This is a genomic window from Paenibacillus sp. PCH8, from assembly GCF_002968835.1.
Taxonomy (GTDB): domain Bacteria; phylum Bacillota; class Bacilli; order Paenibacillales; family Paenibacillaceae; genus Paenibacillus.
On sequence record NZ_PKQK01000001.1, the window covers coordinates 1,073,550 to 1,088,822 of the forward strand.

The 15,273-nt window shown below is 45.5% G+C and carries 13 protein-coding genes and 1 tRNA gene; 5 read left to right on the plus strand and 9 right to left on the minus strand.

Features of this window, described 5'->3' with window-relative positions; all coding sequences use genetic code 11:
* Window positions 1-95: 95 nt before the first annotated feature.
* Window positions 96-239 carry a hypothetical protein gene (locus C0Q44_RS30065; protein WP_181150859.1) on the plus strand — a complete coding sequence of 48 codons (144 nt, stop codon included), beginning with the start codon at window positions 96-98 and terminating at the stop codon, window positions 237-239.
* A gap of 431 nt (window positions 240-670) precedes the next feature.
* Here the strand turns inward: C0Q44_RS30065 and smpB are convergent, their stop codons facing one another.
* From smpB to secG, 3 genes are all read right to left on the minus strand, one after another.
* Window positions 671-1,153, minus strand: a complete 483-nt coding sequence (smpB, locus tag C0Q44_RS04765) for an SsrA-binding protein SmpB (RefSeq protein WP_105406264.1) — start codon at window positions 1,151-1,153, stop codon at window positions 671-673.
* 253 nt (window positions 1,154-1,406) lie between these two features.
* On the minus strand, window positions 1,407-4,220 hold the full coding sequence (gene rnr, locus C0Q44_RS04770) for a ribonuclease R (RefSeq protein WP_105406265.1): 2,814 nt from the start codon (window positions 4,218-4,220) through the stop codon (window positions 1,407-1,409).
* Between the two features lie 558 nt (window positions 4,221-4,778).
* Window positions 4,779-5,012 carry a preprotein translocase subunit SecG gene (gene secG / locus C0Q44_RS04775; protein ID WP_017691238.1) on the minus strand — a complete coding sequence of 78 codons (234 nt, stop codon included), beginning with the start codon at window positions 5,010-5,012 and terminating at the stop codon, window positions 4,779-4,781.
* Between the two features lie 222 nt (window positions 5,013-5,234).
* Between secG and C0Q44_RS04780 the strand changes: the two genes are divergently transcribed.
* Together C0Q44_RS04780 and C0Q44_RS04785 are read left to right on the plus strand one after the other, a co-directional pair.
* Complete coding sequence (locus C0Q44_RS04780) at window positions 5,235-6,035, plus strand: helix-turn-helix domain-containing protein (RefSeq protein ID WP_105406266.1); 801 nt, start codon at window positions 5,235-5,237, stop codon at window positions 6,033-6,035.
* A complete protein-coding gene (locus C0Q44_RS04785; RefSeq protein ID WP_181150860.1) occupies window positions 6,011-6,502 on the plus strand; it encodes a DUF8051 family protein in 492 nt (163 codons plus the stop codon). Before C0Q44_RS04780 ends, C0Q44_RS04785 begins: the two co-directional genes overlap by 25 nt.
* Window positions 6,503-6,627: 125 nt before the next feature.
* Here the strand turns inward: C0Q44_RS04785 and eno are convergent, their stop codons facing one another.
* The 6 genes from eno to C0Q44_RS04815 all read right to left on the minus strand — a co-directional run bounded on the left by eno (window position 6,628) and on the right by C0Q44_RS04815 (window position 13,952).
* A complete protein-coding gene (eno, locus tag C0Q44_RS04790; RefSeq protein ID WP_105406268.1) occupies window positions 6,628-7,914 on the minus strand; it encodes a phosphopyruvate hydratase in 1,287 nt (428 codons plus the stop codon).
* A gap of 238 nt (window positions 7,915-8,152) precedes the next feature.
* Window positions 8,153-9,697, minus strand: a complete 1,545-nt coding sequence (gene gpmI / locus C0Q44_RS04795; RefSeq protein WP_105406269.1) for a 2,3-bisphosphoglycerate-independent phosphoglycerate mutase — start codon at window positions 9,695-9,697, stop codon at window positions 8,153-8,155.
* 1 nt (window position 9,698) lies between these two features.
* Window positions 9,699-10,451: a triose-phosphate isomerase gene (gene tpiA, locus C0Q44_RS04800; protein WP_105406270.1), complete on the minus strand. Its 753-nt coding sequence runs from the start codon at window positions 10,449-10,451 to the stop codon at window positions 9,699-9,701.
* 33 nt (window positions 10,452-10,484) lie between these two features.
* On the minus strand, window positions 10,485-11,666 hold the full coding sequence (locus C0Q44_RS04805; RefSeq protein WP_105406271.1) for a phosphoglycerate kinase: 1,182 nt from the start codon (window positions 11,664-11,666) through the stop codon (window positions 10,485-10,487).
* 149 nt (window positions 11,667-11,815) lie between these two features.
* Complete coding sequence (gap, locus tag C0Q44_RS04810; RefSeq protein ID WP_105406272.1) at window positions 11,816-12,823, minus strand: type I glyceraldehyde-3-phosphate dehydrogenase; 1,008 nt, start codon at window positions 12,821-12,823, stop codon at window positions 11,816-11,818.
* Between the two features lie 103 nt (window positions 12,824-12,926).
* Window positions 12,927-13,952 (minus strand): sugar-binding transcriptional regulator, encoded by a 1,026-nt coding sequence (locus C0Q44_RS04815; RefSeq protein WP_105406273.1) that lies wholly within the window; start codon window positions 13,950-13,952, stop codon window positions 12,927-12,929.
* Window positions 13,953-14,414: 462 nt separating this feature from the next.
* Here C0Q44_RS04815 and C0Q44_RS04820 point away from each other — a divergent pair.
* Window positions 14,415-14,489 (plus strand) — tRNA-Arg (locus C0Q44_RS04820).
* Window positions 14,490-14,667: 178 nt separating this feature from the next.
* Window positions 14,668-15,264, plus strand: a complete 597-nt coding sequence (gene clpP / locus C0Q44_RS04825; RefSeq protein WP_105406274.1) for an ATP-dependent Clp endopeptidase proteolytic subunit ClpP — start codon at window positions 14,668-14,670, stop codon at window positions 15,262-15,264.
* The last annotated feature ends 9 nt before the right edge of the window (window positions 15,265-15,273 follow it).

Consider the following 15,273-nt stretch of genomic DNA (forward strand, 5'->3'; position numbering starts at 1 on the left):
GGATTAATTCGTGAATACGGAGCAAAGGTACTGCACATCTTTTTCCTCCAAGGTAAAAAGATGCTTCTTACAAACTCGGCATTCCTGTCTGCTACATGAGTAATCATAACATAGGCCAGATTGCCGATATAGTACAGATTGCTGGAAGACATTCCAGCAGGCTGAACACGTGTACAGATATATCCAATACAACACGCTCAATCGTCTACACATTATACCGCGTCGCCAACTGGAAGTAAAGTTTACCATATCGGCTCAAGAACATCGGTACCTGTATCTTACCCACAAATCAGTGAAACTAAGCAAGAACACTCTTGCATCCGTGTATAACATCATTATGGCGTGACGACCTGTATCGTGATAGCTAATCTTGACCATATGTACTTGAAACAAAAGTCGAAATATTACACACACAGTCCCTACCAAAAACAAAAGGTTTCGCCTAAGAACTTCAGAGCCCTATGAGTTATCCAGCTATCGGCAAACGATGAATCTTTCCATCAATAGGCTGTACTTTACCTAACCAAAAACGAATAAAAAAGCCTCAATCTTGCCCTTAACAGGACAAACCTTGAGACTTTCTATCCTGTATTTCACTTTTCACTGCTTCATCTAGCTGATTTTCAACTTATCAGCCGATGAAGCACCCGTTCACACGCCCAACATCCACTTAACGAGCAACCTTCTGCTTCTCACGCATTGCCCGTTGGATATCACGTTGTGCATCCCTCTTGGCAGCAGTTTCACGTTTGTCGTACTGTTTCTTACCTTTACCCAATCCAAGCAACAGCTTTGCGTAGCCATTGCGGATATAGATCTTCAACGGCACAATACTGTATCCATCCTGCTTCGACAGCCCGAGCAACTTATGAATCTGCACTTTGTGCATCAGCAATTTGCGCGTACGTGTTGGATCGATGGGATTATTACGATTTCCTTGTTCAAAAGGACTAATATGCATATTGTGAATATGAATCTCACCGTTACGAATGGTGGCAAATGCATCACCAATATTCGCTCGGGCGTTACGAAGCGATTTAATCTCCGTTCCAGTAAGCACCATGCCCGCTTCATACGTATCTTCAATGAAGTAGTCATGGGAAGCCTTTTTGTTCTGTGCGAGCACTTTACTCTGTCCATCATTCTTGCCCATGTCCTCACTCCTTCTCCGTAAAATAAGCTAATATCCCGCCCTATAACAACGAATCCATGTTGCACCAAAGGACCTGTGCCAGACTTTAATTGTAGCAAGTACAGCTGTTAAAATCAAGAAAGAGGCGACTTTAGCCGCCCCCTTCCATTACACCATTTTCAGATGATGAGAAACAACAACGCACGTCCTTGAATTGCCTTCCTCTTGTCCAAAAAACTTCCCTTAAACATGCATCACACTAGCGGATACGGCCTTACTTTTTCTTTTTCCGTACAAAAGCCGCTGTGCCGTTAGCAGACTCACCTTTGTTCTTCTTACGCTTGCGTCGTGGTGCTCCACCTTCCTGAGCGCCACCAGGTGTTGCTGCTTCGCCGATAAATACGCCGCTAGGCGAGGTATTCTTACGTCCACTTCCGCCTTTGCCACCTTTGCCGCCGCCCTTACCGGACTTGAAGCTTCCTTCACCACGACCGCTGCCGCTGTTCAGACCACTTCCTTGTTCACTCGAGGGGCCGTTATCCTGCCCACCGGCACCGGCTGTAGTGCTATATCCGCCTTTACCTGAGCCAAAACCAAAGCTTACCGCGCCTTTGCCCCGGCCAGTCGATCCGCCAGCTTCACCAGCACGACGCTCATTCTTAGGTTTGCCTCCGCCTTTACCAGCATAGCCACCTGACGAGCCTGTACCGGTACTGGTACCCGTGCCCGCATTTGCTGGACCTCGTCCGCCACGTCCACCTTTGCTGCTCTCTTCCGATGATCTTCCGCCACGGTTACCACCGGCACTTGCAGAGCCACCTTTGCCACTGCGAGATCCGCTGAATCCACCAGGTCCACTTTTTGCCCCAGCACGGCCGGCACCGCCACCAGCAGGACGTCCACCTTTGCCACCACGACCGCCACCGAAGCCACCAGGACGTTCGCCGCGAGGTTTCATATCCACCATTTCGAAATCAATCGTATACTCTTCCATGCTTACACGTGCCACACGGATTTTCACTTCATCACCGATGCGGAAAACTTTCGAGGTACGTTCACCAATCAGAGCCATATGTTGATCGTCAAAATGGTAATAGTCGTCTGTGAGCGCGCTCATACGTGTCAGACCTTCAACCGTGTTCTCCAGTTCAATGAACATACCGAAGCTGGTCACACTGCTGATCATGCCTTCAAACTCTTCGCCTACTTTGTCGAGCATGTACTCCGCTTTCTTCATTTTCTCCGTATCACGTTCAGCTTCTACCGCCACACGTTCACGTTCCGAAGATTGCTGCGCAATATCGGACATGCGGCCAGCAAGATACTCCTGACGGTTCTCTGGGAGAACCCCATTGTTCTCAATCACTTCGCGAATGACGCGGTGAATGACCAGATCGGGATAACGACGAATTGGAGATGTAAAGTGACTATAGAATTCTGCTGCGAGGCCAAAGTGACCCGACATCGCGGAATCATACTTCGCCTGCTTCATGGAACGCAGCATCATCGTGCTAATAACCGTCTGTTCCTTTGTACCGCTAATATCTTCAAGCAGGGATTGAAGGGCACGTGGATGAATGGCATTGCCACGTCCTTTAACCTGGTGTCCGAAATTCGCCGCAAAGGCGAGGAAATTTTGGAGTTTTTCCTGATCCGGTTCTTCATGCACACGATAGATGAAGGGAACTTTCAACCAATTGAAATGCTCTGCCACAGTTTCATTAGCCGCGAGCATGAACTCTTCAATAATTTGCTCCGCAATCGAACGCTCCCGTTTCACGATATCGACCGGTTTACATTCCGCGTCCACAATAATTTTAGATTCTTCAAAATCAAAATCAACTGCCCCACGGCGCATACGCATAGCACGCAGTTTCAAGGCAATCTCTTTCATCAGATGGAAATCATCCACCAGATCCTTGTAGCGCTCAAGCAACTCAGGCTCTTCACCTTCAAGAATTTTACGAACGTTGGAATATGTCATCCGCTCTTTGGTTTTGATTACGCTCGTGAAAATATCGTGTTTCACAACCTTCATCTGGTCGTTGAACTCCATCTCACAGGACAGAGTCAAGCGGTCTACCTGTGGGTTCAAACTACAGATTCCGTTGGATAAACGCTGTGGCAACATCGGAATAACCCGGTCCACCAGATACACACTGCATCCGCGGTTGTAGGCTTCTTGATCCAGCTTGGAATTCTCCTGCACATAATAACCCACATCGGCAATATGAACACCCAGACGGTAGTTACCATTAGGCAGCTTCTCTACGTTGACAGCATCATCCAGATCTTTGGCGTCCTCGCCATCAATCGTAACAATGTTAAGTTCACGCAGATCGCGGCGACCCTGTTGCACGATTTCTTCATCTGTAATGGAGTCTGGTGCTTTCTCCGCTTCTTCGACCACTTCGTCCGGGAAAGCTTCTGGCAGCTGATGTTTGCGAATGACTGACAAAATATCAATGCCCGGCTCATCCTTATGACCAAGAATCTCGATCACTTCACCTTCAGCAGCAGCACGACCCTCAGGGTAGCTGACAATACGTGCAACGACTTTTTGACCATCAACAGCCCCTGCAAAGCTAGTACGCGGAATGAAAATATCCCGATTAATCCGTTTGTCATCGGGAATGACGAATCCGTACACCTCATGGCTTTGGAACACACCTACTACCTGTGTCACCGCATGAGTCACAATTCGAATAATCTCGCCCTCCAGGCGACCGCCAGAAGGTCCCTGAGACGTTACTTTCACCAAAACCGTATCACCATTCATCGCACTCTTCATATCATTCGCGTGAATGTACACATCCGGGTGCTCCCGATCCTCAGGAATGAGGAAAGCGAACCCTTTGGCATGAGCCTGCAAACGTCCACGCACCAAATCCATGCGTTCAGGCATGCCGTAGCGGTTGTTGCGAGTCAATAAAACTTTGCCGGATTCCTCCAGCGTATTGAGCATAATCAAAAAGGCTTTGAAATCAGCTGCATCTTCAATCGCGAAGTGCTGTTCCAACTCCTGATAAGTCATGGGTTTATAAGCGGTATCCCGCATAAAGTCGAGCAATTGTTGTTCTGTTATCATTAATATATTCACCTCGGGAAACATAAAAGTGTAATCTGGTCTCATCTCTTTATGTATCGGATTCCTTACCAATTTCAAGCATGCCATGTCATTGTAGTGTAGAGTGTAGTAGCGCAACCATACTATCTCATACCCTAGTATACACGAATTCAATCCGGCCCATCCGTACCCTGCAAAAAAACCACAGTTGCCTGGCTCTCCTCTATAATCACGCTTTCACGTATCTCTACTGATCATTTTATGCGATACACGTAATGTACGCATCTGAAACAGAACTACATCCGTAATTTTTCTGTACATTGGATATACATTAGTAGGAAATCAGTTCACGTAAAGGGTAAGAGAGGCAGTGCCATACATGATAGGGGTGTGTTGCAATGCTAAGGAAGGAAATCTGAACAGAAGCGAGAAGAAGACCGAAAGTTATGGAGTCTATTAGATCATTGGAAAAGTTTGGACGCGTAAGAATTTATTAAAAAACCCCCGTTTCTTCACGAAACGAAGGTTCATCAATTAAGCCATTAGCTTAAGCTATTCATTGAACATCAGTTCCAATTCTTACTTGGAAGCCACCGTAACAACAATAGACAAAATCATAAATCCTGCACCCAGTACCACCGTTGCACGTTGCAGGAAGAGATCCAATCCGCGCGCTTTCGTTTTACCGAAAAGATGTTCCGCACCACCGGAGATGGCACCCGCCAGACCAGCGCTTTTCCCGTGCTGCAGCAATACTACAGTGATTAGACCGATCGAGAAAACAACGAGCAGCAATTTCAAAGCAATATCCATTCTTTCCACCTCCTACCCATGTGGGCATACATCTCACCATAAAAACAGTTACTTTAATTGTAACATAGCTATGGTTGTACTACAAGTAGTGATACAAATGATAAGGAGCTACTAATCTCATCTGTAAGTCATGATAATATGGTCATATGGTTTTAATCACATTATGTTCTCATCCAAGATAAGGACTTACTTTTTAGAAGCATAGGAATTAGGGAGGGCAAAATGATTCAAAGATTTCAAGCCACAGACGCCCTTAAAGGCATCATAGATTATATATGGATTGTAGAACAAGACAACCTCAACCCAATGAACAGACAAGACATCATTATGCCGTTAGGTCATATTAATATTATTTTTAATTATAGATCCCCCTACTACCTCATCGAGAGAAAAAAACGAATTCTGATACCCAATTCATCGGTCATCGGTCAGATTAAAAGAGCGAAGCATGTCAAGTATGGAAAAAACTTGTACCAAATTGGCATTTCATTAACTCCTGTGGGGTACATTCAATCTTTTGAGTACCCCATTTCTCGGCTCACCGAACGAATATGCTCAGTAGTCGACGTATCCTCTGGGCTAGATCAATTACGTACCCAACTCACCAATGCCAGAGATAACGAATCGATCATTACAGCGATCAACGATTATTTCATTGAAAGAATCAAGTTAAACCCTTTGGATACACACCGTGCAGATCATATGCTTTCTTATGTCGAGCAGCAATGCGTAAACCTGAATGTCTCCCATATGGCAGCATATCTCGGAGTTTCCATCAGTACGCTGGAGCGTACATTTAAGCGATATACAGGACTTACTCCCAAAGTGTATGGAGATATCGTAAAGTTCCAAAAAAGCATTGTGAACGCAAATTGGCACACTGAAATATATGAACAATACTACGACCAGTCTCACTTCATTAAAACATGCAGAAAATTTGCCGGTAAAACTGTAAGTGAACTTGAGAAGTCGGCTGACGAACTAACCCTTCGTCATCTATGGCAAGCCAAAAACAAATTTTAAGCCCTTATTTGCATGCTTATTTTTTACAATACAGTCAGCCTTATGACCTGATATACTTTAGCCACAACGACGATGGAGAGAGGATGGCGTTCGTAACAATGATGCTTATAGCAAGTATAATCGTACTTTTAAATGTCACTTTACTGGCGATCTTGGTTCCCGGTGGCCCCATTGAAAATCGGGATTTCTCCAAGCTTAAGGGAATTGTATTCTGGGGATTTAATCTGTTTTTGATTTTGCTTGGAGCTGGATCTTATATTGCCAGTTATCTCCTGTTGATTTCTTCCCCTCATGCTTTGTGGATTGCTCAAGTAATTGCCATTCTGTACTTTATCGTGTATGCTGTTGATCTCGCTGGCATATTTCCAAAATCCCCAACAAAAATGAGCAAGCCATTACTGTTACTCGAAATTATCAATATCTCTATGGCTATTTATCTATTTCTCTTTGTCACAGCTATGAGTTAAGGTGCAATATACATCCCTCGAACAAGTCCAATTACAGCAACCAGTCAGGTTGCTGTTTTTCTATTTATCTATAACACAAAAAGACAGACCGATTTCGCGGTCTGTCTAAAATTTGTAAAAACAACTTATTTTTTAAGGTTGTAGAATCCTTTAAGACCATTGTATTGAGCCAGTTCACCCAGTTGATCCTCAATGCGGAGCAATTGGTTGTACTTCGCAATACGGTCTGTACGGGAAGGAGCACCCGTTTTGATTTGACCAGCATTTGTTGCAACTGCGATGTCAGCGATTGTGCTGTCTTCGGACTCACCGGAACGGTGAGAGATTACAGCTGTATACCCTGCACGTTTAGCCATTTCGATTGCATCGAATGTTTCAGTCAATGTACCGATTTGGTTAACTTTGATCAGGATGGAGTTACCGATACCTTCATCGATACCTTTACCCAGGCGCTCTGTGTTCGTTACGAACAGGTCATCACCAACGAGTTGTACTTTGTCTCCCAGTTTCTCTGTGAGCAATTTCCAACCTTCCCAGTCATCTTCGGACATACCGTCTTCAATTGTAATGATTGGGTATTTCTCAACCCATGAAGCCAGAAGGTCAACATACTCAGCGGAAGTGTAAGATTTACCTTCGCCAGCAAGTGTGTATTTACCATCTTTGTAGAACTCCGTGGAAGCTACGTCCATACCCAAGAATACGTCAACGCCTGGTTTGTAACCAGCTTTTTCAATAGCTTCGATGATTGTAGTGATTGCTTCTTCATTCGAACCAAGGTTCGGTGCGAAGCCACCTTCATCACCTACAGCTGTGTTCAAGCCTTTGGAGCTCAGTACGGATTTCAGGTTGTGGAAGATTTCTGCGCCTACGCGAAGAGCTTCTTTGAAGCTTGGTGCTCCAACAGGAAGAACCATGAACTCTTGAACGTCGATGTTGTTGTCAGCATGCTCACCACCGTTGATGATGTTCATCATGGGTACTGGAAGTACTTTAGCATTGAATCCGCCCAGGTAAACGTACAATGGCAGGTCCAAAGCGTCTGCAGCTGCGCGAGCAACAGCCATGGATACAGCCAGGATTGCGTTAGCACCCAGTTTTGCTTTGTTTGGCGTGCCGTCCAAAGCGATCATCATTTTGTCGATACCCAGTTGATCCAATGCGTCCATACCGATAACTTCTGGAGCAATTGTTTCGTTTACGTTTTTAACTGCTTGCAGAACGCCTTTACCGAGGTAACGGGATTTGTCGCCATCACGAAGCTCAACAGCTTCGTGGGCACCAGTGGAGGCACCGGATGGAACGATTGCGCGTCCGATTGCGCCGGACTCCAAGTATACTTCAACTTCTACTGTAGGGTTACCGCGGGAGTCGAGGACTTCGCGAGCGTACACGTCAGAAATAATAGTCATGTGTGATAATCTCCTTTAAATTTGAAATTTTATTTTAATACGTTCAGAACAAACACGTTCACCAAGCCACTCCGCGTGCAGTACCGTCCTTCGATCGCTGTTATCCCCAAATTCTTTGAACTCCTTATAAAAGGTGAGAATTAGGGGATAAAGGCGAGCACTTCGCTTCTCCAGATCGGTTCTGCCCGCTTCGTTAAGGTGTAACTTAGGTCTTATTCGACAACCTATTAAAATTATATTATTTACGGGTAGCGATGACAGAAGTACCTGTCATTTCGGCCGGTTTAGGCAATTGCATCAGGTCAAGGATCGTTGGCGCGATATCTGCCAGGATTGCACCTTCACGTAGCGTAACATTTGCATCGGTAACGATGAATGGAACAGGGTTCGTTGTATGGGCTGTGAACGGACGTCCTCGCTCATCGAACACCATATCCGCATTACCATGATCCGCAGTAATCAGTACAACGCCGCCTTTGGCAAGTACTGCATCCACAACACGGCCCATGCACTCATCTGTTACTTCAACCGCTTTGATGGTAGGCTCCAGCATGCCGGAGTGTCCAACCATGTCAGGGTTAGCAAAGTTCAGAATAATGGCGTCATGTTTGTCTGCTTCAATCTCGCGAACACATGCGTCAGCCACTTCATACGCACTCATCTCCGGTTGCAGGTCATACGTTGCAACTTTTGGTGAGTTAATCAGCACGCGAGTTTCGCCCGGAAGCTCCACATCACGACCGCCGCTGAAGAAGAAGGTTACGTGCGGGTATTTCTCGGTTTCTGCAATACGCAGCTGTTTCTTGTTGTTCTGTACCAGCACTTCACCCAGTGTATTATCGAGGTTCTTCGGCGAGTAAGCCACATAACCTTCAACCGTCTCACTGAACAGCGTCAGGCACACGAAGTGCAAGCCCACAGGGAGCTTCGGTCCACGATCGAAACCACGGAAATCCTGGTTCGTGAATACTTGTGACAATTGGATCGCACGGTCAGGACGGAAGTTAAGGAAGATGACAGAATCGCCACTTTCCACCAAGCCTACCGGTTCACCATCCGCTTTGACGATTACCGTTGGTTCAACGAATTCATCAAATACGGATTTCTCATACGATTCTACGACCGCTTTAAGAGGGTCAGTGTACTTAGGTCCATCTCCATAAACGATGGCACGGTATGATTTCTCAACCCGTTCCCAACGTTTGTCACGGTCCATCGCGTAATAGCGACCTTGAACCGTTGCGATTTTTCCTATGCCAACTTCTTCAATCTTGGCAATGAGCTTCTGCATGAAGTCTTTACCACTATCTGGCATAACATCACGGCCATCCATGAAGGCATGAATATATACATCGTTCATTCCTTCTTTTTTGGCCAGATCCAGCATGGCAAACAGGTGGTCGATGTGACTATGTACGCCACCATCAGACAACAAGCCGTAGAGATGAAGTTTTGTACCGTTTTGTTTCGCTTCGCGAACAGCTTTGACAAGTGTTTCATTGTCATAGAACTCACCGTCACGAATCGATTTGGAGATACGGGTCAAATCCTGATATACGATCCGGCCGGCACCAATGTTTAAGTGACCTACCTCAGAATTCCCCATTTGCCCTTCTGGCAAACCTACAGCCTCACCGCAAGCAGTGAGAGTTGTATGGGGGAATTGGCTCATGAAACGGTCATAGTTAGGTTTCTTGGCTTGCGCTACCGCATTGCCTTCCACCGTGTTACGCAGACCGAAACCATCCATGATGATCAGTGCTACAGGTTTTGGAGCTGTCATCTTACTTCGCCCCCTCAACAAGCGCGATGAACGAAGCCGGCTGCAAGCTGGCACCGCCAACGAGTGCGCCGTCGATGTCGCTTTGTCCGAGGTATTCTGTTACGTTCTCCGGTTTAACACTGCCGCCGTATTGAATACGAACTGCATTCGCTACTGTCTCGTTGTACAGATCCTTCACCAGTGTACGGATGTAAGCAATAACTTCATTCGCATCTTGGGAAGTGGAGGATTTGCCTGTACCAATCGCCCAGATTGGCTCATAAGCGATAACGACTTGTGCTGCTTGCTCTGCAGACAAACCTGCAAAAGCAGCTTCCGTTTGCACTTTGCATACGTCTTTTGTTTGGTTAGCTTCACGCTCTTCGAGCGTCTCACCAAGGCAGAAGATTGGAGTCAATCCGTGACGGAATGCTGCATGCAACTTTTTATTGACAGTCTCATCGGTTTCCGCAAAATATTGACGGCGCTCCGAGTGACCGATAATGACATAATCCACACCCAGGTCTTTCAGCATTACGCCACTGATTTCACCTGTGAATGCACCGTTGTCTTCAAAGTGAAGATTCTGTGCACCAATTTTGATGTTTGTGCCTTTAACGGCTTCTACCAGGGATGGCAGATTTGTAAACGGTGCGCAGATTACAGTTTCCACGCCTTCAACTTCCGCTTTTCCTTTAACTTCCTGAATGAAGTCATTGGATTCGGAAACCGTTTTGAACATTTTCCAGTTACCTGCGATAATCGGTGTTCTCATGGGTTTCAACTCCTTCATGCTATAGACTAAGATTTACTTGTCGTTCAACGCAACTACGCCTGGAAGTACTTTGCCTTCCATGAACTCGAGCGATGCACCGCCACCTGTAGAGATGTGGTTCATCTTGTCAGCCAATTTGAACTTCTCAGCTGCTGCTGCGGAGTCACCGCCACCAATTACAGTGTAAGCTTCTGTCTCTGCGCAAGCTTCTGCTACTGCACGAGTACCGTGGGAGAATGGTTCGATTTCAAATACGCCCATTGGTCCGTTCCATACAACCAATTTGGAGTTTTTGATCACTTCAGCATAGATCTCACGTGTTTTAGGACCGATGTCAATGCCTTCCCAATCTGCTGGGATGCCGTCGATGTCAACGATTTGTGTGTTTGCTTTCGCACTGAAATCGTCAGACACTACGATATCTACCGGCAGGTAGAAGTTTTTGCCCAGTTTTTTCGCTTTTTCAATGAAACCGAGAGCAACATCAAGTTTGGAATCATCCAGCAAAGATTGTCCAATTTCATGTCCTTGTGCTTTGAAGAACGTGTAAGTCAGACCGCCACCGATGATCACGTTGTCTGCAATGTTCAGCAGGTTGTCGATTACATCAATTTTGTCCTTAACTTTGGAACCACCGATGATCGCTGTGAAAGGACGCTCAGGGTTGGAGATTGCTTTACCCAACACTTCAAGTTCTTTTTCCATCAACAAACCCGATACTGCTGGAAGCAAATGAGCGATTCCTTCAGTCGATGCGTGTGCTCTGTGAGCCGCGCCAAAAGCATCGTTAACGAAAACGTCAGCCAGATCAGCAAATTGTTTTGCCAGTTCCGGATCATTTTTCTCTTCACCTGCGTGGAAACGAACGTTCTCAAGCAACATTACGTCACCGTTGTTCAGTTCAGCGATTTGAGCTTTAACAGCGTCGCCAACGGAATCATCAGCTTTAACAACTGTTTTACCAAGCAATTCAGACAAACGCTCCGCTGCTGGAGTCAAACGCAAGGATTCAACCACTTCGCCGTTAGGACGACCCATGTGACTTGCCAAAATGACTTTAGCGCCTTTTTCAATCAAGAAATTGATTGTAGGAAGCGTTGCACGAATACGTTTGTCATCTGTAATTTTACCATCTTCGAGCGGTACATTGAAATCTACACGGACAAAAACCCGTTTCCCTGTCAATTCGATATCGCGTACACTTTTTTTGTTCATCTGTATTTCCTCCGCACCCATGTATTTGGTGGACCCATCAAGAGTTGAAATCCCTTGTCAACCCTGGTGTTTTTGAGAAATTTGCAAAATGTAGATATATAAAGAGCGGAAACAATAGCATCTGTTTCCGCTCTATGTTATTGCAGATATTACTTAATCATTTTTGCAAAGTGCTCCAAAGTGCGAACCAGTTGAGCAGTGTAGGACATTTCATTGTCATACCAAGCTACAGTTTTAACCAATTGTTGGTCACCAACAGTCAGAACTTTAGTTTGCGTTGCATCAAACAGGGATCCGAAAGTGATTCCTTGAATATCGGAAGATACGATTTCATCTTCAGTGTATCCGAAAGATTCTGGATCGGAAGCTGCTTTCATAGCTGCGTTAACTTCTTCAGCAGTTACTTTTTTATTCAATACAGTTACGAGCTCAGTCAGGGAACCAGTAGCTACTGGTACACGTTGAGCTGCGCCATCAAGGATGCCTTGCAGTTCTGGGATTACCAGACCGATTGCTTTAGCAGCACCCGTTGTGTTAGGGATGATGTTCTCAGCTGCTGCGCGAGCACGACGGAAGTCACCTTTAGGGTGTGGAGCATCCAATGTGTTTTGGTCGCCAGTGTAAGCATGAATTGTAGTCATCAAACCTTGAACGATTCCGAATTTGTCTTGCAGCGTTTTTGCCATAGGTGCCAGGCAGTTCGTTGTGCAAGATGCGCCGGAGATTACAGTTTCAGTACCGTCGAGGATTTCATGGTTTACATTGTAAACGATGGTTTTCATGTCGCCAGTAGCTGGTGCGGAGATAACAACTTTCTTAGCTCCACCTTTCAAGTGTTTCTCAGCTGCTTCTTTAGTCGTGAAGAAACCAGTACATTCCAGAACGATGTCTACGCCCAGGTCGCCCCAAGGAAGTTCTTCCGGGTTACGGTTAGCCAATACTTTAACTTCTTTGCCGTTCACTTTGAAGAAGCCATCGTGTACTTCAACATCGCCATCGAAGCGACCTTGAGTTGTATCATATTTAAGCAAATGAGCCAACATTTTAGCGTCAGTCAAATCGTTGATTGCTACTACTTCAATGCCTGCTACATTTTGAATACGGCGGAAAGCCAAGCGACCGATACGTCCAAAACCATTAATACCTACTTTAATCATGAGTAAGTTCCTCCCAAATTTCGATTAATTTTTATGAAACTTATATATTCAAGACAGACGGTAAAGTCCGTCAAGACAACAATGGTTGTAGTAAAATCAAATCTTATTCCATCTCGGCAACGATGACTTCGGCAGCAGCCTCATCAACAATCAGAATATCTTCCTGACCAAATCGCAGTACGGAGTGTATCGCAGCAGCCTTACTTTTGCCACCTGCAATTCCGATCACGACGTCAGTTCGTTCAATATCCTGAAGTCGCATACCCAGCGTAAGCATGGTATGTACCACCTCACCCTGATCATTAAAGTAATATCCGAAGGATTCAGATACTGCACCTTGCTGCTGGAGTTCATGTATGATCTCTGTCGAAAGTTTGCGTCTTGTGGCCATCTCTACGGCATCACCAATTCCATGAATAACAATCCGCGCTTGCCGAATCAGCTGTAAAATCTCTTGAACACTCGGGTCCTGGATTAGCGATTCATAGGCATGATCACTAAGCAAATCCGGAACATGCAGGAGTTTGTATTGTGCTCCAACCCGTTTTGCCATTGTGGATGCAATCGTATTCGCCTGAATTTCGAGACTTTCTCCAAGTCCACCGCGTGCTGGTACGAACCAGACACCTTTTAGCGATGTTGGCGGAGACAGTTGCTCTGCGACTTCGGCCGTTGTTGAACCGCCAGTAACGGCGACAACGTCGTTGTCACTCATAATATTGCCGAGAGCTTTCGCTCCAGCTCTGCCCAGTTCCCGTTTGGCAAATGGAGAAATGTCCGAATCGCCGGGAACCACAACTACCTTTTGCAGACCGTAGGCTTGCTTAATGCGCTCTTCCAGCTCGGATAATCCAAACAACTCTTTGGCGACAGGCTCTAACTGCTGCAGCAAATCATACCCTGCCTCGCTAATCTTCATTCCAGCACTGTCAATTTCAATAAGTCCCTGAGCCTTTAACAGATCGGTCTCAGCCCTCAGAACCCGCTCGGTCATCTGCATGGAATTCGCTAACGTTCTACGCCCGATCACATCCGATAACATGATCTGTTGCAGAATCGTATACCTCTTTTTCAAGATATCCATGAGATCAGGCAGAAGCTGCTTTTGCACTTCTAAAATCTTTCGCATGCTTTCCACTCCCGCAAGCTTCTCGTTCCAAGTTCTCTTTCGTGGCCCCAAAACGTCCCGGGTTAACTTTTTAAGTCCCACTTATATTCTACCTAAAAGTGACGTGACATGCAAGTGTTTCAAAGTGATATTTCGACACGTTTCAGGTGTTTGTACGCGCCTATTTTCACAAATCTCAGACTTCCACGATCAAGGACTACCGCACGTATACCATATATAGAAGAAAAAATTTATTATCATCTATATGTTTGCTTAGAACCGCATTTTACACAGCATGTCCAAAACCTCTTATAGCATGTACCTAAATGCACGCTTTATCCACTCTTCTTCATCATGATCATTTTCCGATCAATCCAAACCATGTACGCAATGATCTGCTTGCAATTAAATATGTCATGAGCTATAATCATTATTGCTGTCACATATTTAAAATGCTACATAAATTGGTAGCCAGATTAATGTGCGCCCGTGGTCCAATGGATATGACGTAGGCCTCCGAAGCCTGAGATCCAAGTTCGATTCTTGGCGGGCGCGCCATTTTAATTAACAGCTCATAATTCTTTTAACCAATGAAACCGGAAAGGTTTCTTTTTTTTCTAACTTAGTTTGACTTTCTTTGACTTTTTGTTTGGAATTGTTTATTATGTGGGTAATACGGTAACAGTTTAAGTATACACACCAATATAACATTTACATTTCCGAGGAGGTTTTTCACGTGAGTTTTATTCCAATGGTCGTTGAACAGAGCAACCGGGGTGAGCGTGCCTATGACATCTATTCCAGATTGCTGAAGGATCGTATTATTTTCCTTGGTAGTGATGTAAATGACGTTGTCGCTAATGCAATTATGGCACAGATGTTGTTCCTGGCTGCGGAAGATCCGGAGAAAGACATTCACTTATACATCAACAGCCCAGGCGGATCCATTACAGCCGGTATGGCCATTTTTGATACAATGCAATTCATCAAACCGGATGTATCTACCATCTGTGTAGGTATGGCCGCTTCTATGGGTGCATTCTTGTTGAATGCCGGTGCAAAAGGTAAACGTTTTGCATTACCAAACAGTGAAATTATGATTCACCAACCGCTTGGTGGTGCACAAGGCCAGGCTTCTGACATCGAAATCCGTGCTCGTCGCATCCTGAAAATGCGTGATACGTTGAACCGCATCATCTCCGAACGCTCAGGTCAACCACTGGAGCGTATCGAGAAAGATACAGATCGTGACTACTTCATGAGCGCTGCTGAAGCGGCCGATTACGGTATCATTGATAAAGTGATCGAAAATGTAGGTTCCCAGGGAATCTAAGTATGACGT

What these genes read in the sequence shown, in the direction of transcription:
- rnr (WP_105406265.1), bottom strand. Translation starts at nt 4,220, where the DNA reads ATGATAACAGAACAACAATTGCTCGACTTTATGCGGGATACCGCTTAT.
- eno (WP_105406268.1), bottom strand. Translation starts at nt 7,914, where the DNA reads ATGACTATTATTTCTGACGTGTACGCTCGCGAAGTCCTCGACTCCCGC.
- C0Q44_RS04780 (WP_105406266.1), top strand. Translation starts at nt 5,235, where the DNA reads ATGATTCAAAGATTTCAAGCCACAGACGCCCTTAAAGGCATCATAGAT.
- secG (WP_017691238.1), bottom strand. Translation starts at nt 5,012, where the DNA reads ATGGATATTGCTTTGAAATTGCTGCTCGTTGTTTTCTCGATCGGTCTA.
- gpmI (WP_105406269.1), bottom strand. Translation starts at nt 9,697, where the DNA reads ATGACAGCTCCAAAACCTGTAGCACTGATCATCATGGATGGTTTCGGT.
- C0Q44_RS04815 (WP_105406273.1), bottom strand. Translation starts at nt 13,952, where the DNA reads ATGCGAAAGATTTTAGAAGTGCAAAAGCAGCTTCTGCCTGATCTCATG.
- smpB (WP_105406264.1), bottom strand. Translation starts at nt 1,153, where the DNA reads ATGGGCAAGAATGATGGACAGAGTAAAGTGCTCGCACAGAACAAAAAG.
- C0Q44_RS04785 (WP_181150860.1), top strand. Translation starts at nt 6,011, where the DNA reads ATGGCAAGCCAAAAACAAATTTTAAGCCCTTATTTGCATGCTTATTTT.
- C0Q44_RS04805 (WP_105406271.1), bottom strand. Translation starts at nt 11,666, where the DNA reads ATGAACAAAAAAAGTGTACGCGATATCGAATTGACAGGGAAACGGGTT.
- tpiA (WP_105406270.1), bottom strand. Translation starts at nt 10,451, where the DNA reads ATGAGAACACCGATTATCGCAGGTAACTGGAAAATGTTCAAAACGGTT.
- gap (WP_105406272.1), bottom strand. Translation starts at nt 12,823, where the DNA reads ATGATTAAAGTAGGTATTAATGGTTTTGGACGTATCGGTCGCTTGGCT.
- C0Q44_RS30065 (WP_181150859.1), top strand. Translation starts at nt 96, where the DNA reads ATGAGTAATCATAACATAGGCCAGATTGCCGATATAGTACAGATTGCT.